Here is a 17,812-nt window from a genome sequence, read left to right on the forward strand (position 1 = left end):
CCAAGGAAGCCGCAATGATCCGCCGATCCCTCACCCTTGCGCTGGCAGTCGCCCTGCTCCCGATGACGGCCCACGCCGCCGACCTGCTGCAGGTCTACGAAATGGCCCGCAATGGTGACCCGCAGTTGTCGGCCGCCGAATCCAACCGCCTGTACACCCAGGAAGGCCAGGTGCAGGCACGCGCGGCACTGCTGCCGCAGATCAACGGCGAGGCATCGCTGGACCGTACCCGTACCAAGGCCGACGGCGTCAGCGGCAGCACCACCAGCAAGACCCGCACCTACGGCGTCAACGGCAGCCAGACCCTGTTCAACTGGGGCCAGTTCGCCGACCTGCGCGCGCAGCGTGACCTGAGCAAGGCCGCCGACTACACCCTGGAATCGGCCAACGACAACCTGATCATCCGCACCGCGACCGCCTACTTCAACGTGCTGGTGGCGATCGAATCGCTGAGCGCGGCCGAGACCAACGAAGCGGCCGGCAAGAAGCAGTTCGACTACGCCGACAAGCGCCTGGAAGTGGGCCTGGCACCGATCACCGACGTGCACGAAGCCCGCGCCCAGTACGACCAGGCGCGCGCCAACACCATCATTGCCCGCAACACGCTGGAAGACGCCTACCAGGCCCTGACCGAACTGACCGGCCAGCCGGTGCGCGACGTGCGCGGCCTGCCGGAAGACTTCCGTCCGGCCATCCCGGCCAACCGCGGCAACATCGACCAGCTGGTCACCGACGCGATGTCCCGCAACCCGGACCTGAAGGCCCAGGAACTGCAGGTCAGCGCCGCCGAATCCAGCGTGTCCTCGGCCCGCGCCGGCCACTACCCGACCCTGTCGCTGGGCGGCAGCTGGGGCAAGAGCGCCCGCTGGGGCGACAGCACCGGCGGTAGCTCCAACACCCCGGATGCGACCACCAACTCGATCGGCCTGACCCTGAACGTGCCGATCTTCGCCGGTGGCGCCACCCAGTCGCGCGTGCGCCAGGCCCTGGCCACCCGTGACATCCAGCAGGACACCTACGAACAGCAGAAGCGCGCCCTGGACCGCAACACCCGCAATGCCTACCAGAACCTGGTCGCCGGCATCAGCGAAGTGGAAGCCCGCCGCCTGGCGGTGGTCTCGGCACAGAGCGCCTACGACGCCTCGCAGGTTGGCTTGGAAGTCGGTACCCGCACCGTGCTGGACGTGGTCCAGAACCAGCGGACCCTGTTCCAGGCGCAGCTGGACTACGCCCAGTCGCGTTACAACTTCCTGCAGGCACGCCTGGCCCTGAGCCAGGCCGTGGGCGACCTGGAGATCGCCGAAGTGCAGGACATCAACCGCCTGCTTACGGTCGATGCCACCGCAAAGCTGCAGGCCCAGTAAACCGTCCTGCAGTACTTACGAAAAAGCGGGCCATGCCCGCTTTTTTGTTGCCTGCCATCTGCCTCCCCGGCGGTCAGCTGCGCGGTGGCAACTGCGGGGTGATCAGTTCCAGCGTGCGTTCCAGCGCGCCACGCCCGTTGGCGACCAGCGCGCGCCCGGCCTCGATCATGCGCTCACGCTCGGCGTCGTTCTCCAGCAACTGCTCCACCGTCGCCCCCACCGCCTGCGCATCGGCGCAGATGCGCAGCGCGCCGGCTTCATCCATGCGTCGGGAGATCTCGGCGAAATTGTGCAGATGCGGCCCGGTGATCGCCGCCACGCCCATCGCCGCCGGCTCCAGCAGGTTGTGGCCGCCGATGGGCTGCAGGCTGCCGCCGACGAAGGCCACCCGCGCGCACGCATAGAACGCCATCAACTCACCGAGCGTATTGAGCACGAACACCTGCGTGCCGGGTTCCGGCCACTGCTGTGCCTTGCGCGTGGCCACGCGCCAGCCCTGCTCGCGTGCCACCGCTTCCACCTTCGCGAACCGCTCCGGATGCCGTGGCGCCCACAGCAGCAGGGCATCGGGGTGCCGCTCCAGCAGGCGCCTGTGGATATCCACCACGGCCTGCTCTTCGCCTTCATGGGTGCTGGCGGCGATCCACACCGGTCGCGTGTCCGGCACATGCTGGTGGAAGCCTTCCAGCACGGCGGTGGGATCGGGCGGATGGATCTCGAACTTCAGGTTGCCCAGCGCGCGCACCTGTTCCGGCCGCGCGCCCAGCGCGATGAAACGTGCCGCGTCATCGGCGGACTGCGCCGCCACGCAGGTGACCGTGCGCAGGGCCCGCGAGACCAGCGCCTTGAGCACGCGGTAGCCCTTCAACGAACGTGCCGACAGGCGCGCGTTGAGGATGTACACCGGAATGCCGCGGTCCCGGCACCCGAACAGCATGTTGGGCCACAACTCGGTTTCCAGGATCAGCGCCAGGCTCGGGCGGAAATGCGCCAGGAAGCGGTTCACGCTGCCCGGCACGTCGTACGGCAGGTAGACATGGTCCACCGCGTCCCCCCACAGCGCACGCACGCGTTGCGACCCGGTGGGGGTGATGGTGGTGATGATCCAGCGGATGTCCGGACGCAGTTCGCGCAGCGCATTGACCACCGGCGCGGCGGCGTTGACCTCGCCCACCGACACCGCATGCAGCCATACCCGCGGTTGACCGCCGCTTTCCGGGTACGACGCATACCGCTCGTCCCAGCGCTTGAAGTACTCGCGCACGCGGAAACCGCGCCACACCAGGTGGTAGACGGTGATCGGCAGCAACAGGTAAAGCACGGCCGAATACAGGCCACGCAGCAGAAGTTCGACAGGATCCCTACGCATCGGCGAAGGATACGGGAGAACGATGGAAACCAGTGAGGAAGCCAGGACGATCCGGCTGCAGGCCGATGCCGCAGTCGGCGGCGCGGTCCTGCCGGAACCCACGCCGGCCTGGCATCCGGCGCAGCGAGGATTGCCGGAGATGGCGTTGCCGCCTCCGCTCGCCCTGCATTTCCCCCGGTGACTTAGAATTGCCCCATGTCCGATTCACCCACCACCGCCACCCGGCCCTCGTTGCTGCAACCCCGGCACTGGCCGACGTTCGCCTGGCTGGGCATCGCGATGCTCGCGGCACGGCTGCCCTGGACCCTGCAACGCGCACTGGGGCGTGGCCTGGGCTGGCTGGCGCTGCATCTGGCCGGCAGCCGCCGGCGCGCGGCCGAGGTCAACCTCAGGCTGTGCTTCCCAGAGCAGGATGACGCCTGGCGCCAGCGCCTGCTGCGCGACAGCTTCGATGCACTCGGCGTGGGCGTGTTCGAGTTCGCCCGTGCCTGGTGGGGCAGCATCGACCGCATCCGCCCGCAGGTGGAGATCGAGGGCCTGGAGCACCTGCATGCCCTGCAGGCTGAGGGCCGCGGTGTGCTGCTGGTCTCCGGCCACTTCATGACCCTGGAGATGTGCGGCCGGCTGTTGTGCGACCACGTACCACTGGCCGGCATGTACCGCCGCTACCGCAACCCGGTGATGGAGTGGGCGGTCAAGAGCGGCCGGCTGCGCTATGCCTGCGCGATGTATGCCAACGAGGACATCCGCGCCACCGTTCGCCACCTCAAGAAGGGCGGCTTCCTGTGGTATGCGCCGGACCAGGACATGCGCGGCAAGGATTCGGTGTTCGTGCCGTTCTTCGGCATGCCGGCCTCGACCATCACCGCGACCCATCAGTTCGCGCGCATGACCGGCTGTGCGGTGGTGCCCTACTTCCATCGTCGCGTCGGCAGCCGCTACGTGCTGAAGATCGCCCCGCCGTTGCCGGACTTCCCCACCGATGACGCCGTGGCCGACACCGCCAAGGTCAATGCCGCCATCGAGGACATGGTCCGCGAAGCGCCGGCGCAGTACCTGTGGATCCACCGCCGCTTCAAGCGCCAGCCCGAAGGCCTGAGCAACTTCTACGCGCGCAAGGACTGAGCCCGCGTCGGCGCCAGGCACCCGCGCCGCGGTACATCCCCGGTCACTTGGCCGTGCGCCACCCGCTCCGGCGGCGCGCCAGCCTCACTCCTGTTCGTCGGCCAGCAATGCGCCGGCATACAGGGCCGCCAGCACCACCAGCACGCCTCCCCAGAACGTGGAATAGAACGCCAGGTGCGTGTTGAGCGGGAACACCGTGGTCGCCAAGGCCAACGCCGCCGGCCGGGCCTGGTCGCGGGCCAGCGGGGGGGCATAGATCCAGGCACGGATGGCCATCGCCGCGCCCGCCATCCACAGCAGCAGGCCGAGAACACCGGTTTCGGCCAGGATCTCCAGCACGATCTGGTGCGCATGCAGGGCCGGGCTGTCGCCCCAGGCCGCGGTCCTCTGCGGTGACGGATCACACTGCGGGTAGGCACGCCGGAAATCGCGCACGCCCACGCCGTTGAGCGGGTGCTCGCGCACCATGCACAGCGCCGCTCCCCAGATCTGGCTGCGCCCGGACAAGGCTTGGTCCATGCCGCTGGCATCACCGCTCAAGGCCATCTGCGTGCGGGCAAAGCGCTCGCGTACCTGCGACGACCCCAGGCCCAGCGCCACCGTACCGGCCACGCCGGCGAGCACCACCAGTGCCATCCGCTTCGCGCCCAGCAGGCGTCCGCCGGAGAACAGCACGACCAGCGCGTAACTGATCCAGGAGGCACGCGAACCGGCCAGCACCAGCACCACGCCGACCAATGCGGCAGCCAGCAACCAGCCCCAGCGCCCCATGCGCTGGCCCACGAAGAACAGCAGGAACGGCGACACCGCCGCCAACACCTGCCCGAACTTCAGGTTGCACGGGCCGAACACGCCCGGCAGGCGATCTGCCGCGGCGACCTCCTGTGCGGTGCACAGGCCATGTCCACTGATCAGCCACTTGAGCTGGTCCATCGACCAGAACAATGCGCTGGTGCCGAATACCGCCTGCACCAGCGCATCCAGCGTCCACGCCGCGGTCACCAGCGCCAGGCCGGTGAAGGTGATCCGTCGCCGTTGCGGCGTGGCCACGGCAATGGCGACCAGCCACATGAACGGCAGGTAGCGCAGCGCGGCCGCCACCTTGCCCCAGGTCCTGCCCGGATCGGCCGCATCGAACGCGGACACCGCCTGGGGCAGCCAGTAGGCCAGGAACAACACGCCGGTCAGCGCCCATGCCGGGATGCTCAGCAACGGCCGGATGCCGCCACGCAGATGCAACTGCACCAACCGCACCGCGGTGAACAAGGCCCCCAGCACCAGCACCGCTTCGGCAATCCCGGGCGCCGGCCAGCAGGCGACGAAGGCAATCACCCATGCCGGTGCCCAACGGGCACTGGCACCTGCACCATCAGCGCGTGAGTTCGGCATAGACATCCAGGGTGGCACGCTGCATGGCCTGCAGGGTAAAGGGAATCCGGCCGGGCAATGCCGGCGGTTGCCGCAGCATCTGCAATGCCTGTTGCAGCAGGCCTGCATCGTCACCCAGCGCCACCGCCCCTTCGGGCTGCAGCTGCGCCAGCAGTTCACCGACGCCGCCATGGGCCCACCCCAGTACCGGTCGACCGACCGACAGCGCCTCAAGCACCGTGCGACCAAATGCTTCCGGCTTGTCGGACAACTGCAGGACCAGGTCACTGGCCGCGTAGGCCTGTGACATGCGGTCGGTGGCCTCGCTGAAGACCACCTGCCCGGCCACGCCCAGTCGTCCCGCAAGCTGTTCCAGTTCCTGCAGGTAGCTTTCCCGGCCAGGCGCGCGTGCCCCCGGCATCCACAGCAGCGCCTGCACCTGTTGCTGCTTCAGCGCCGCCAGCAGCCCGATGGCGTGCGCATGCCCTTTCAGCCGGGTGCCACGCCCGGGCAGCAGCAGCAAGGGCGCATCGCCGGCCAGCGCCGGATGCTGGCGTGCCACCTCCAGGCGCGGACGCCGGTCGGCACGTGGCGTGCGCGGGAACTGGCTGGCGTCGATGCCACGCGGTATCACGCGCAGCTTGCCCGGGTCAGTGGCCGGGTAATGCTGCAGCAGGTAGGTACGCACCGTCTGCGATACGCAGATCACGCGTTCACCGCTGGCCATGATGCCGCTGTAGCGGCCCGGTGAATTCAGGCCGTGCATGGTGGTCACCCAATGCGGCCGCTGGGGCGGCTTGATGCCACGCAAGGCATACCCGCCCAGCCATGCCGGCAGGCGCGACCGCGCATGCACGATGTCCGCGCCGGTTTCCACGAACAGGCGGCGCAGGCTGGCCACGTGCCGCAGGGTCAACAGCGACTTGCGGCCGATATCCAGGGTCAGGTGTTCGGCACCGCTGTCCAGCAGCGGCTGCACCAGCCGGCCGCCGGCCGATACCACGATGGCGCGATGGCCCGCCGCGACCAGCGCGCGGGCGATCTCTAGGGTCGAGCGCTCGACGCCACCGGCGTGCAGCGCCGGCAGCAACTGCACCACGGTCAGGCGGCGCATCGTCCGGTTCAGTCAACCAGCACGAAGACCGAGCCGCAGTACGGGCAGGCGGCTTCGCCGTTGGGTTCCTTGTCGATCGGCAGGTAGACGCGCGGGTGCGAGTTCCACAGCGCCATCTCCGGCGTCGGGCAGCTCAACGGCAGGTCGGCGCGGTGCACGGTGTAGCGCTTCTCGGAGTTGGCGGGTGCGGTGGCGGTATGGCTCATGGCGTCGTTCAGCGAAATCAGGGACCGGCCAATTCTACCAGTGCCACCCCGGTGCCGGACCGCCCGCCGGCGTCTCCTACGCGCGGCCGTCACCGGTCGTGGCCACCTGCGGTGGTTCCCGGCTCAGCCGGCCGGCCTCCAGGCGCAGCACCCGATCGACGCCGACGACCGCCTCGGGTCGGTGCGCGACAACCAGCCGGGTCAGGCGCAGCCGGCACACGGCCGCGTTGACCTGCTGCTCACCGCACGGGTCCAGATGGCTGGTGGCCTCGTCCAGGAACAACAACCGGGGCTGCCGGTACAAGGCGCGCGCGAGCAGGATCCGTTGCTGCTGGCCCGCGGACAGGGCGTTGCCCTGATCGCCGACCTGCCCGTGGTAGCCCGTTGGCCGGGCGATGATCTCCGCATGCACGGCGGCCAGGCTGGCCGCGACCTCGATCCGCGCCGGGTCCGCGTCCGGGTCGAAGAAGCTGATGTTGTCGGCGATGCTGCCACTGAACAGCTGATCCCCCTGCATCACCGCACCGATGATGCGGCGCAGCTCGTGCCGTCCCAGCGCCTGCAGCGCATGGCCCCCGATGCGGATGCTGCCGCGGGTCGGCGTCAACACACCCAGCATCAGTTTCACCAGCGTGGTCTTGCCGCAGCCCGACGCACCGGTGATCGCCACCGACTCCCCGGCAGCGATGCTGAAACTGCATCCCTCCAGTACCCACGGCGCGTCATCGGCATAGCGGAAGCACAGGTCCTCCACTTCGATCCGGCTGTCCTCGGGCACCGCCACAAGCCCGGGCAGGTCCGGCTCCGGCATGGCCGACACGACCCCTGCCAGGCGTTCACGGTGGAACCGAAGCACGCGCAGCGCCAGCCATTGGTCGACCAGGGCACTCATCCGCGCCATGAACAACTCCTCGTAGGCCAGGACGGCGATCAGCATGCCGGCCGTCAAGGCACCGTCCAGCACCCGCGCGGCCGCGATCCAGATCGAAGCGATGCGTGCCAGGCCGAACAGCAGTTGGCGCGTGCCACGAAAGGCCACGTCGAAATGGGCGAGCCGCGCCTCGTACTGGGCCGCCTCCCAGCGCAGCAGGTCATGACCGTCGCGCCTGCGCGATTCCGCGCCTGCCACCTTCACGCCCTGCATGCCCTGCAGCGTTTCCAGCAGGTACGCCTGCTGGTGGGCATCCGCCACCCACTGCCGCTCGCGCTGCATGTGCTGTGACTTCGCAGCCGACAGGCGCACGACCGCATACAGCACCACCGCCAGCACGGCCACGCCTGCCAGTCCGGGGCTGTACAGCAGCATCAAGCCAAGCAACGGCACCACCAGCAGACCATCGACCAGCCCTTCGAGCGCGCCGCTGGCCGCGGTCCGCTGGATCTGGCGCAGCGAGGCCAACCGCGCGACGACGCCGGCCGGGCCGTGTCGCTCGAAGAAGGCCAGCGGCAGCCTCGACAGGTGCGCAAGCACATTGCCGGTCCACTGCTCGCCCAGCCGCGCGCACAGGCGAACCACGGCCACGCCTCGCACCGCGTCGATGCCCACCTGCAGCACCAGGGCCAGGCCAAGGCCGAACACCAACACCGCGAGCAGATCGCGGTCGGCCGCGACCAGCACCTGGTCCACCACCCATTGCATCAGCAATGGCGCCAACAGCACGAACACCTGCAGCGCCAGCGACAACACCAGCACCTGCACGAGCACCGTCCGCAGGCCGGGGACCGGTCCGGCCAGGCGGCGCAGGCTGATCAAGGCCCCTGTTTCAGGGGACGCCAACATCGCCGCCGGCTCCAATACCAGCGCCGCGCCACCGAAGCAGCCGGAGAGTTCGGACCGCGACATCTGGCGCGTCCCCGCGACCGGGTCCAGCACCGTGGCACGATTGCCCCGCAACTGTTGCAGGACCGCGAAATGATCCCGCTCCCCCTGCACGATGCAGGGCAGGTCCACGCTGGCCAGTGCGGCGCCAGGCTGCCGTGGCCGTGCATGGAAGCCCAGTTGCCGGCTGGCGTCGACCAGCCCAGCGAGCGTCGCGCCGTTCGCGCAGCCGGGGAAACGTCGCCGCAGTTCTGCCAGCCCGACCGGGCGTCCATGGGCCTTGGCCACCATGGCAAGAGAAGCGAGGCCGCTGTCGGCGGCCTCGGATTGGACAATGCTGTTCATCCGTGGCCGTCCCTGGCCGCTCCTTCGTCGTTATTTGAAATCACCCGCAACGAACACGCTCAGCTGGCCGGGGTCCAGGTGTTTGCGGATGGCGGCATTGACCTGCTCGACCGTCAACGCGCGATAAGCCGCATCCCGGTCGATCTCGAACTGCATGGCACGCGCGTAGTACAGGTGGTCGGTGAGCAGGTTGGCCACCGCGCCATCGCTGGCACGCGACTGCTCGCGCACCACCAGCCGCGCATTGACCGCATCACGCAGTTCCTGTTCGGTGACCCCATCGGCCACGAGCCGGACCAGTTCCTCGCGCACCGCGCGCTCGACCTTGTCCATGTTCTCCGGCGCCGCAATTGCCTGCACGGTGATGCTGCCCGCATTGTCACGTCCTTCCCGGCTTTCGTCGGCATGCAGCGCGGCACCCACGCTGTAGCTGAAGCCTTCCTTCTGGCGGATGCGGTCGGCCAGCCGTGCCTTCAGCGGATCGCCGCCAAGGATGTTGACGGCGATGTTGAGCGCGGCGAAGTCCGCATCGGCCAGGTTGATCGACAGGTTCTGTCGTGCCAGCAATACCGCATTGGGCTTGTCCGGCGTGGCTAGGCGCTGCTGCATCGCCGCGCGTGGCTGGTAGTGGGTGCTGATCGGCACATAGGCGCGTGGTGCCTTCCAGTCCACGAACAGGGACTGCAGTTGCGCCTTCACCGCCTCGGCGTCGAAGTCACCGACGATGGCGATCTCGCCCACGCTGGTGCCGTAGAAGTCGCGGTGATAGGCGGCCAGTTCCTGCAGCTTCACCGCATTGAGCCGCTCCAGCGCGGTGTCCAGCGTTTCCACATGCAGCGGATGGCCTTCCGGCCAGGGGTCGAAGTAGCGGGCCAACGCCAGCGATGCCACCGCACCGGGTTCCCTGCGCTGGGCTTCGGTCGCGGTGACGGCCTGCAGGCGAAGCTGTTCGAACGGGTCTTCCGGCAGCGCCGGGTTGCGCAGCACGTCCGCGGCCAGGGCCAGCGCCTCTGCCAGCGTGTCGCGCCGGCCCGACAGGCGGATCTGCGCACTCTGCATGCCCCCGCTCACCTGTGCCTGGGTCGCCAGCGCATCGAAACGCGCCGCGATCTGGCCCCGGTCCATGTGCGTGCTGCCCATCATCAGCATCGAGCCCAGCAGACTGCCCGCCATGCCGCGGCCGGTCATGCCTTTCTCGTCACCGAAGCGGAACGTCGCATCCACCGTCACTGTCTGGCCGCGGTTCTTCTTGGGCAGCAGCGAAACCCGGAGCCCCTCGCCCAGGGTGAAGGTCTCGGTGCGTGCCTGGATGTTCTGCGGCGTGGCTTCGAACGCCTCCCCGGCGGCGACCGCTTCACGCCCCACGTAGCCATCGACCAGGCTGGCCACCGCCGGTGCCGGTGGAATCCCGGCGCGATCGACCGTGGTCGTCGGCACGAACCGGCCCAGGGTGCGATTGCTGGGCTTGAGGTAAGCCGCCGCGACGCGGTTGACGTCGGCGGCGCTGACCTTGGCGATCGAATCGCGCTGCACGAACAGCAGCCGCCAGTCACCGGCCGCCTGGTACTCGGAAAGCGCCATGGCCACTGCGTTGACGTCGCTGGTCAGCTTCTCCAGCCCGTTGGTGATGCGTTGCCTGGCCGCGGCCACCTCCTCCTCGCTCACCGGACGCGCGGCGACCTGCTCGGCCTGGCGCAGCAACTCGGCCTCGGCCTTGGCCGCGTCACCGGCCTTGGGCAGGACGCCGATCAGGGTGAACAGGCCGGGATCGCGCAGGCTTTCCCCGCTGGCAGTGGCGAAGGCCGCCAACTTCGGCTCCATCAGCGCCTTGTACAGCCGCCCGTTCGGGTTGTCGCCCAACACGTTCGCCAGCACCGCCAACGGCGCGCTGTCGGCCTGCGCCAGCGCCGGCACGTGGTAGCTGGCCGCCACCAGCGCCAGGTCACCACTGCGGCGCACGGTGACCTCGCGCTCGCCATCCTGGGCAGGTTCCACCGTATGCAGCACTGGCAGCACGCGGGCGGGCCGCTTCAACGGGCCGAAGTGGGTGGCCACGCGCTGCAGTACCTGGCCTTCGTCGATGCGGCCGGCAACGATCAACAGCGCGTTGTCCGGCTGGTACCAGGCTCGGTAGAACGCCTGCAGGTTGTCGATCGGCACGTTCTCCACGTCCGAGCGTGCACCGATCGGCATGTTGCCGTAGTTGTGCCAGTCGAAGGCCACCGAGCGCATGCGCTTCATCAGCACGCCGACGGGGCTGTTGTCGCCGGCTTCCATCTCGTTGCGGACGACGGTCATCTCGCTGTCCAGGTCGGCCTTGGCCACCCTGGAGTTGACCATCCGGTCAGCCTCCATCGCCAGCACCCACTCCAGCGTTTCATCACTGACCGGGAACGAGGCGAAGTAGTTGGTGCGATCCAGCGAGGTCGTGGCGTTCTTGCTGATGCCGCGCTTCTGCATCTGCCCGGGAATGTCGGGGTTGCGCGCGGTGCCCTTGAACAACAGGTGTTCGAGCAGGTGCGCCATCCCGGTTTCGCCGTAGTTCTCGTGCAGCGAGCCCACGCCGTACACCAGGTTGACCGTCACCGTCGGCTTGCTTGCGTCGGGGAACAGCAACACGCGCAGGCCATTGTGCAACTGGTACTGGCAGATCCCCTCCACGCACGGCCCGGCTTCCACCGTCGCCGGCAAGGCCGGGGGCGCCGGCCTGGCCGTCGCAACGCCCACGCCCGCCAACGAGAGGGCCAGCGCCACTGCACAACGCGAAACTCCGATCATCCATTTCCCCTTGGGTTCATTCCTTCCATTCCTGTCCAGGCCCGCATTCCTGTCCAGGCCCGATGGCGGGGGAAGCTCCCCGCGCCCCACCTTCCCTGCGCGATCCCGTCGTCGCGCGGCTTCCCTTGCCCATCCCTCTGTGGAGATACCGCATCGGATGCACGGGCATGTTTCCAGAAACATCCCGATGCGTACACCGTGAAGAGGCCAACGCCGCTCATCCTTCCCACCGTGCTGACATACCAAGCAGGGGCTCGAACAGCCATTCGAGCAGACGACGCCGTTCGCCCATGATGTCCGCTTCCAGCGGCATGCCGGGGCGCAGTGGCTCGGGCTTCCCGTAGGCCACGACGTGTTGCCGGGCCAGGCTGACGGTGATCCGGTAGGCGACCTCGCCGCCGCGGCCGGCCGCATCGTCGGGCAACGCGCTCAGGCTGATCCGTTCCACGCGGCCGCGCTGGTGCCCGAACTTCTGGTAGGGAAACGCACGGTAGCGCAGCAGCACGTCATCGCCGGGCGCGATGAAGCCGATCACGCGACTGGGAACGCGCAGCTCCGCTTCCAGCCGCCCGTCACCGGGCAGCAGCACCAGCAGCGGCTGGTTGGCCCGCACCGCCTGGCCGGGCTTGACCAGGTGTATCCCCACCGTCCCGGCGACCGCTGCCTTCACCAGCAGTCCATCGGCGGCGTCGGCCTGCAGGCGCTCCTGCTCCAGCCGCGCCTGCGCACGCGCATGCCCGGCGTCGTTGGCCCGTGCCTGCGCCGGCATCTCGTCCAGCGCCTGCTGCAGGCGCGCGATCAGCCGCCGTGCACCGCTGGCCTGTCGCTGCAGCGATCGCCACTGCGCGGTATGGTCCAGCAGCGCGGCTTCCTGCTGCTGCAGTTGCAGCTGCCCCACGTATCGCCCTTCTTCAAGCCGGTGCAGGCGCTGCAGCCTGTCGGCGGCGGTGCGGACCTGCTGCTGGCGGACCTGCACCTCGGCCTGGACCAGTTGCAGTTCGTCACGGGCACGGTGCAGGCGTCGGATCAAGCCCTGCCGCTGCGCCTGCATGCGCCCGTGACCGGCCAGGCGCTCCTCCTCCAGCCCGCGCTCGCGCTCGCGCAGGTGCGCATCGATGGCGCCCTGTGCATCACCGACGTCCACCGTCGCGCGTGACATGCTCACCAGCGCAAGGCTGCCGCCCGCGCGGACGCGCCCGCCTTCGGCCACGTTCAACCAGGCCACCACGCCGTCGGCCGGAGCGGTCACGGTCAGCATGCCCTGCACCGGGACCAGTTGGCCCTCGACGGTGGAGCGGCAGGTGTAGCTGGCCGAGCACAGGAAAACCAGCACGGCGATGGCGGCGATCATCGCCAGGCCAGCGAGCCCGCCCAGGCGCAACGCCGGTGACGTCCCCGCGCTGGCCGGCATGCGGTCCGGCGGCACCTTCGACCTGACCTCCCGGCATGATGATTGCGGCATGGCTGGCCCCCGGAAAGCGAGGCGCGAATGTGTCGAAGCGGAGGCCTTCGTTCAAGGCCTCCGCAGGGTCATTTGCACTGGCACCAGACGCCCATTGCCCATGGCACCGGGGACGCGGGCCGGGCGTCAGCCGCGCTGACCCGAAAAGTCAGACTTTCTGACGAAAATCCACTTTTCCTTGCATTGTCTCAATTTATCACACTTGTTCGCACATTGTATCCCGCTTGCGATATAGTCGCCGGGCACTCACGCAGCAACCTCATGGAGGAGAACCTGGATGCCCAACCAACTGGCTAATCGCATTCGCCGTGCCCGTCGCAGAAAGGGCATGACCCAGGCCGAGCTGGCCGCCCTGCTCAAGGTCAGCCGCAGCGCGGTGGGCAACTGGGAAAGCCCCACCGGGATCATGCCGTGCACTACCCGCATGATCACCATCGCCCTGGTCACTGATGTTTCGTTCGAATGGCTGGCCACCGGCCGTACCGGGCTCGAGGCCGTCCCGGCGAGCCCGCCTCCGGCCGGCATGGAGCTGGTCGATGACCCGCACGAACGCCGCCTGCTGGTGGGCTATCGCACCAGCCGCGCCGCCACCCGCAAGCTGGTCCTGCAGATCGTGGAAGGCCAGCGCGCCTCGCCGCTCTGACCGCCGGGGCCAGCCAGGCTGGCCCCACCTTCCCGCGGAAACGAAGAAAGCCGGCTTGCGCCGGCTTTCTTCGTTGCACCCGGACCCCGCCATCAACCGGCGCGATCGGCTTCCATCTGCTTGCGGATCTGCGCGTCCACGGCCGCGATCGCGGTCATGTTCAGCACGCGGCGCGAACTGGCGCTGCTGGTCAGGATGTGCACCGGCTTGGAGATGCCCATCAGGATCGGGCCGATCGCCACGCCGTTGGTGAACACGCGCACCAGGTTGTAGGCGATGTTGGCTGCTTCCAGGTTGGGCAGCACGAACAGGTTGGCACGGCCCTTGAGCGTGCTGTTGGGCAGCAGCTTCTCGCGCAGCGCCTCGTCCCAGGCGGTGTCACCCTGCATCTCGCCGTCCACGTTCAGGCGCGGGTTGCGCTTGAGCAGCTGCTCGCGCACCTGGCGCATCTTCAGCGCGTCCTTGGAATCATGGCTGCCGAAGTTGGAGTGCGACAGCAGCGCGATCTTCGGCTCGATGCCGAACAGCTTCATGCGGTAGGCCGCCTGCAACGTGGATTCGACGATCTGGTCGACGCTGGGGTCTTCCTGCACGTGGGTATCCACGAAGAAGAACACGCCCTGCGAGTTGATCACGCCGGTCATCGCCGAGGTCGAGCTGACCCGCTGTTCCAGCGGGATCACGCTGCGCACGTAGCCCAGCTTCTTGTGGAAGCGACCGACCAGGCCGGACAGCATCGCGTCGGCCTCGCCACGGGCCACCATCACCGCCGCGATCAGGGTCGGGCGCGAGCGCATCAGGTTCTTGGCGGCGGCCACGGTGACGCCCTTGCGGCCGGTCATCTCGTGGTAGTACTGCCAGTACTCGTTGAAGCGCGGGTCGTCGTTGATGTTGGTGATCTCCACGTCCACGCCCGGCTTCATGCGCAGGCCCAGGCGCTCGATGCGCGATTCGATCACTTCCGGGCGGCCGATCAGGATCGGTGCGGCGACGCCTTCGTCGATCACGTTCTGCACCGCCTGCAGCACCACTTCTTCCTCGCCCTCGGCGTAGACCACGCGCTGCTTGTCCGAACGGGCACGGTCGTAGACCGGCTTCATGAACAGGCTGGTGCGGTAGACGAACTGGGCCAGCTTCTCGCGGTAGGCCGCCATGTCGGCGATCGGGCGCGTGGCCACGCCCGAATCCATCGCCGCCTGGGCCACCGCCGAGGACAGCTCGACCAGCAGGCGGCGGTCGAACGGGCGCGGGATCACGTAGTCACGGCCGAAGCTCGGGGTATCACCACCATAGGCGGCGCCCATGTCGGACGCCTCCTTGCGTGCCAGCGCGGCGATGGCGCGCACGCAGGCCACCTTCATTTCCTCGTTGATGCCGGTGGCACCGACGTCCAGCGCGCCGCGGAACAGGTACGGGAAGCACAGCGCGTTGTTGACCTGGTTCGGGTAGTCCGAACGGCCGGTGCCCATGATCACGTCCGGGCGCACCGCCTTGGCGTCCTCCGGCAGGATCTCCGGGTACGGGTTGGCCAGCGCGAAGATGACCGGGTTCGGCGCCATGGTGGCGACCATTTCCGGCTTCAGGATGCCGCCGGCCGACAGGCCCAGGAAGATGTCCGCGCCGTCGACGATCTCGGCCAGCGTGCGCTTGTCGGTGTCGCGGGCGTAGCGCGCCTTTTCCGGGTCCAGGTCGGTGCGGCCGGTGTGGATCACGCCTTCGCGGTCGTAGGCCAGGATGTTCTCCGGCTTCAGGCCCAGCTGTACCAGCATATTGACGCAGGAGATGCCGGCCGCGCCCATGCCGGTGGTGGCCAGCTTGACGTCCTCGATCTTCTTGCCGGTGATGCACATGGCGTTGAGCACGGCGGCGCCGACGATGATCGCGGTGCCGTGCTGGTCGTCGTGGAACACCGGGATGTTCATGCGCTCGCGCAGCTTGCGCTCGACGATGAAGCACTCCGGCGCCTTGATGTCTTCCAGGTTGATGCCGCCGAAGGTCGGCTCCAGCGAGGCGATGATGTCGACCAGCTTGTCCGGGTCGTTCTCGTCCACTTCGATGTCGAACACATCGATGCCGGCGAACTTCTGGAACAGCACGCCCTTGCCTTCCATCACCGGCTTGCCGGCCAGCGGGCCGATGTTGCCCAGGCCCAGCACCGCGGTGCCGTTGCTGATCACCGCGACCAGGTTGCCGCGTGCGGTCAGTTCGCTTGCCTGCGAGGGGTCGGCAACGATGGCTTCACAGGCATGCGCCACGCCCGGCGAGTAGGCCAATGACAGATCCCGCTGGGTCAGCATCGGCTTGGTCGCCACCACCTTGATTTTGCCCGGCGGGGACATGCGGTGGTAATCGAGGGCGGCCTGTTTGAAATCTTCGTTGGACATCGATCTGTTCGGCATGAATGGGCAGAAGGGACTCGGGATGATACCGCGTTGCGCTGTCTGGACCTGTCGCGCAGCTGTCACTGGTCATGCTGCAACTGCACAATCCGGAGGCGTCCGGTGGACATGATCCGAGCATTGCGGGTCGCTGCAATGACAACGGGCGGATCGGGAAAGCACGCGCAGGGCCATACCCTGTCCCGGGCAGGCCCCGCGCCACGCGCTGGCAGGTTTGCTCAGCGCACCGCGACCTCGCCCACCGGTTCGGGCGTAGCGCCATCGAGCACCTGGGCAAGGCGCTCGCTGTCCAGTGCGCCCTCCCAGCGCGAGACCACCACGGTTGCGACGGCATTTCCGAGGAAATTGGTCAGGGAACGGCATTCGCTCATGAACCGGTCCACGCCCAGGATCAGCGCCATGCCGGCCACCGGCACCTCCGGCACCACGGCCAGGGTGGCCGCCAGGGTGATGAAGCCGGCACCGGTCACGCCCGCCGCACCCTTGGAACTGAGCATGGCGACCAGCAGCAGCATGATCTGGTGGCCCAGGGTCAGCTCGGTGTTGGTGGCCTGGGCGATGAACAACGCGGCTAGGGTCATGTAGATGTTGGTGCCATCCAGGTTGAACGAATAGCCGGTCGGCACCACCAGGCCCACCACCGACTTGCTGCAGCCGGCCCGCTCCATCTTCTCCATCAGCGAGGGCAGCGCCGATTCGGAGGAGGACGTGCCCAGCACCAGCAGCAGCTCGGCCTTGAGGTAACGGGCCAGCTTGATCACCGAGAAACCGCACATCCGGGCCACCGTGCCCAGGATGACCACCACGAACAGCAGCGCGGTCAGGTAGAACGAGCCTACCAGCCAGGCCAGGTTGACCAGCGAGCCGATGCCGTACTTGCCGATGGTGAAGGCAATCGCGCCGAACGCGCCGATGGGTGCGGCCTTCATCAGCAGGTGCACCAGCTTGAACACCGGCGCGGTCAGCGCTTCGAGCAGGTTGAGCACCGGGCGGCCCTTCTGCCCGACCATCGCCAGCGAGATGCCGAACAGCACCGCCACGAACAGCACCTGCAGGATGTTGTCGCCGACGAACGGGCTGAGCAGGGTCTTGGGGATGATGTCCATCGCGAAGCCGACCAGGGTCAGCTCATGCGACTTGGCCACGTAGTTGTTGACCTCGGTCTGGTCCAGGTCGGCCGGGTTGATGTTCATGCCGGCGCCGGGCTGCACCACGTGCGCCACCACCATGCCCACCACCAGCGCCAGGGTGGAGAAGAACAGGAAGTAGACCATCGCCTTGGCGAACACCCGGCCGACGCTGCGCAGGTGGGTCATGCCGGCGATGCCGGTGACGATGGTCAGGAAGATCACCGGGGCGATGATCATCTTCACCAGCTTGATGAAGGCATCGCCCAGCGGCTTGAGCTGCGCGCCCCAGGCCGGCTCGAAATGTCCGAGCAGCACGCCCAGGGTGATGGCGACCAGCACCTGGAAGTACAGCTGGCGGTACAGCGGGGTGCGACCACCCGGGACCGCGACGACATCGGTGGAAACGTGCATGCGACACCTCGAAGGAGAACGGCTTCGAGCGGTGTTGTACGCGCGGGCGGCGGGCACGCCGATAACGCATTGGTACTAGCTAATCCATTGGTATTAGGCCGCTTTTCCTTCCTGGCGACGTTCCGGCACCCGCCTCGACCGCACCCTGCACACCAATCCCAATGGCCACGGGCACTTGCCGCACGTTCCCGCCCGACGCCCCTGCCGGATGGGCCAGCGGCCGCGCGTCAACGTCGCAGATGCCGCGCTGGAGAAACCCGCCGGTCTGCGTGACCATCC

At 68.1% G+C, this 17,812-nt stretch carries 13 protein-coding genes; 4 read left to right on the forward strand and 9 right to left on the reverse strand.

Translation table 11 applies throughout. The features are described from left to right. Positions 1–14 precede the first annotated feature (14 nt). The gene (locus ATCM_RS16435; protein WP_132865551.1) at positions 15–1,364 is read left to right on the forward strand and encodes a TolC family outer membrane protein; all 1,350 of its coding nucleotides are present in this window, start codon (positions 15–17) and stop codon (positions 1,362–1,364) included. Between the two features lie 73 nt (positions 1,365–1,437). Here ATCM_RS16435 and waaA read toward each other — a convergent pair whose 3' ends face one another. After that, the gene (gene waaA / locus ATCM_RS16440) at positions 1,438–2,733 is read right to left on the reverse strand and encodes a lipid IV(A) 3-deoxy-D-manno-octulosonic acid transferase (protein ID WP_132865552.1); all 1,296 of its coding nucleotides are present in this window, start codon (positions 2,731–2,733) and stop codon (positions 1,438–1,440) included. A 22-nt stretch (positions 2,734–2,755) separates the two neighbouring features. Here waaA and ATCM_RS19170 point away from each other — a divergent pair, with 22 nt between their 5' ends. Further along, positions 2,756–2,914 carry a hypothetical protein gene (locus tag ATCM_RS19170; RefSeq protein ID WP_165931207.1) on the forward strand — a complete coding sequence of 53 codons (159 nt, stop codon included), beginning with the start codon at positions 2,756–2,758 and terminating at the stop codon, positions 2,912–2,914. 14 nt (positions 2,915–2,928) lie between these two features. After that, complete coding sequence (locus ATCM_RS16445; protein WP_132865553.1) at positions 2,929–3,858, forward strand: LpxL/LpxP family Kdo(2)-lipid IV(A) lauroyl/palmitoleoyl acyltransferase; 930 nt, start codon at positions 2,929–2,931, stop codon at positions 3,856–3,858. Positions 3,859–3,942: 84 nt separating this feature from the next. On the opposite strand, the gene ATCM_RS16450 is transcribed toward ATCM_RS16445, so the two are convergent. The 6 genes from ATCM_RS16450 to ATCM_RS16475 form a co-directional block, all read right to left on the reverse strand. After that, on the reverse strand, positions 3,943–5,247 hold the full coding sequence (locus ATCM_RS16450; RefSeq protein WP_132865554.1) for an O-antigen ligase: 1,305 nt from the start codon (positions 5,245–5,247) through the stop codon (positions 3,943–3,945). Further along, positions 5,228–6,340: a glycosyltransferase gene (locus tag ATCM_RS16455; protein WP_132865555.1), complete on the reverse strand. Its 1,113-nt coding sequence runs from the start codon at positions 6,338–6,340 to the stop codon at positions 5,228–5,230. Before ATCM_RS16455 ends, ATCM_RS16450 begins: the two co-directional genes overlap by 20 nt. An 8-nt stretch (positions 6,341–6,348) precedes the next feature. After that, a complete protein-coding gene (locus ATCM_RS16460) occupies positions 6,349–6,546 on the reverse strand; it encodes a zinc-finger domain-containing protein (protein WP_132865556.1) in 198 nt (65 codons plus the stop codon). Positions 6,547–6,622: 76 nt separating this feature from the next. Further along, positions 6,623–8,710, reverse strand: a complete 2,088-nt coding sequence (locus ATCM_RS16465) for a peptidase domain-containing ABC transporter (protein ID WP_132865557.1) — start codon at positions 8,708–8,710, stop codon at positions 6,623–6,625. Between the two features lie 30 nt (positions 8,711–8,740). Then, the gene (locus ATCM_RS16470) at positions 8,741–11,488 is read right to left on the reverse strand and encodes a pitrilysin family protein (protein ID WP_132865558.1); all 2,748 of its coding nucleotides are present in this window, start codon (positions 11,486–11,488) and stop codon (positions 8,741–8,743) included. 217 nt (positions 11,489–11,705) lie between these two features. Then, positions 11,706–12,899, reverse strand: coding sequence for an HlyD family efflux transporter periplasmic adaptor subunit (locus ATCM_RS16475; protein WP_132865559.1), 1,194 nt, complete (start codon positions 12,897–12,899; stop codon positions 11,706–11,708). A 328-nt stretch (positions 12,900–13,227) separates the two neighbouring features. On the opposite strand from ATCM_RS16475, the gene ATCM_RS16480 reads away from it, so the two are divergent. After that, entirely contained in the window at positions 13,228–13,593 is a 366-nt protein-coding gene (locus ATCM_RS16480; protein WP_132865560.1) for a helix-turn-helix domain-containing protein, read from the forward strand. Positions 13,594–13,685: 92 nt separating this feature from the next. On the opposite strand, the gene ATCM_RS16485 is transcribed toward ATCM_RS16480, so the two are convergent. Together ATCM_RS16485 and ATCM_RS16490 are read right to left on the reverse strand one after the other, a co-directional pair. Next, on the reverse strand, positions 13,686–15,977 hold the full coding sequence (locus tag ATCM_RS16485) for an NADP-dependent malic enzyme (protein WP_132865561.1): 2,292 nt from the start codon (positions 15,975–15,977) through the stop codon (positions 13,686–13,688). A gap of 233 nt (positions 15,978–16,210) precedes the next feature. Continuing rightward, a complete protein-coding gene (locus tag ATCM_RS16490) occupies positions 16,211–17,533 on the reverse strand; it encodes a dicarboxylate/amino acid:cation symporter (protein ID WP_132865562.1) in 1,323 nt (440 codons plus the stop codon). Positions 17,534–17,812 lie beyond the last annotated feature (279 nt).

Origin of the sequence: Stenotrophomonas sp. ATCM1_4 (assembly GCF_004348115.1) — a bacterium.
Taxonomy (GTDB): Bacteria; Pseudomonadota; Gammaproteobacteria; order Xanthomonadales; family Xanthomonadaceae; genus Stenotrophomonas; species Stenotrophomonas capsici.

Coding starts and splice junctions, on each gene's coding strand:
- ATCM_RS16465 (WP_132865557.1), bottom strand. CDS start 8,710: ATGAACAGCATTGTCCAATCCGAGGCCGCCGACAGCGGCCTCGCTTCT.
- ATCM_RS16435 (WP_132865551.1), top strand. CDS start 15: ATGATCCGCCGATCCCTCACCCTTGCGCTGGCAGTCGCCCTGCTCCCG.
- ATCM_RS16475 (WP_132865559.1), bottom strand. CDS start 12,899: ATGCCGGCCAGCGCGGGGACGTCACCGGCGTTGCGCCTGGGCGGGCTC.
- ATCM_RS19170 (WP_165931207.1), top strand. CDS start 2,756: ATGGAAACCAGTGAGGAAGCCAGGACGATCCGGCTGCAGGCCGATGCC.
- ATCM_RS16480 (WP_132865560.1), top strand. CDS start 13,228: ATGCCCAACCAACTGGCTAATCGCATTCGCCGTGCCCGTCGCAGAAAG.
- ATCM_RS16450 (WP_132865554.1), bottom strand. CDS start 5,247: ATGCCGAACTCACGCGCTGATGGTGCAGGTGCCAGTGCCCGTTGGGCA.
- ATCM_RS16455 (WP_132865555.1), bottom strand. CDS start 6,340: ATGCGCCGCCTGACCGTGGTGCAGTTGCTGCCGGCGCTGCACGCCGGT.
- ATCM_RS16485 (WP_132865561.1), bottom strand. CDS start 15,977: ATGTCCAACGAAGATTTCAAACAGGCCGCCCTCGATTACCACCGCATG.
- ATCM_RS16470 (WP_132865558.1), bottom strand. CDS start 11,488: ATGATCGGAGTTTCGCGTTGTGCAGTGGCGCTGGCCCTCTCGTTGGCG.
- ATCM_RS16445 (WP_132865553.1), top strand. CDS start 2,929: ATGTCCGATTCACCCACCACCGCCACCCGGCCCTCGTTGCTGCAACCC.
- ATCM_RS16490 (WP_132865562.1), bottom strand. CDS start 17,533: ATGCACGTTTCCACCGATGTCGTCGCGGTCCCGGGTGGTCGCACCCCG.
- waaA (WP_132865552.1), bottom strand. CDS start 2,733: ATGCGTAGGGATCCTGTCGAACTTCTGCTGCGTGGCCTGTATTCGGCC.
- ATCM_RS16460 (WP_132865556.1), bottom strand. CDS start 6,546: ATGAGCCATACCGCCACCGCACCCGCCAACTCCGAGAAGCGCTACACC.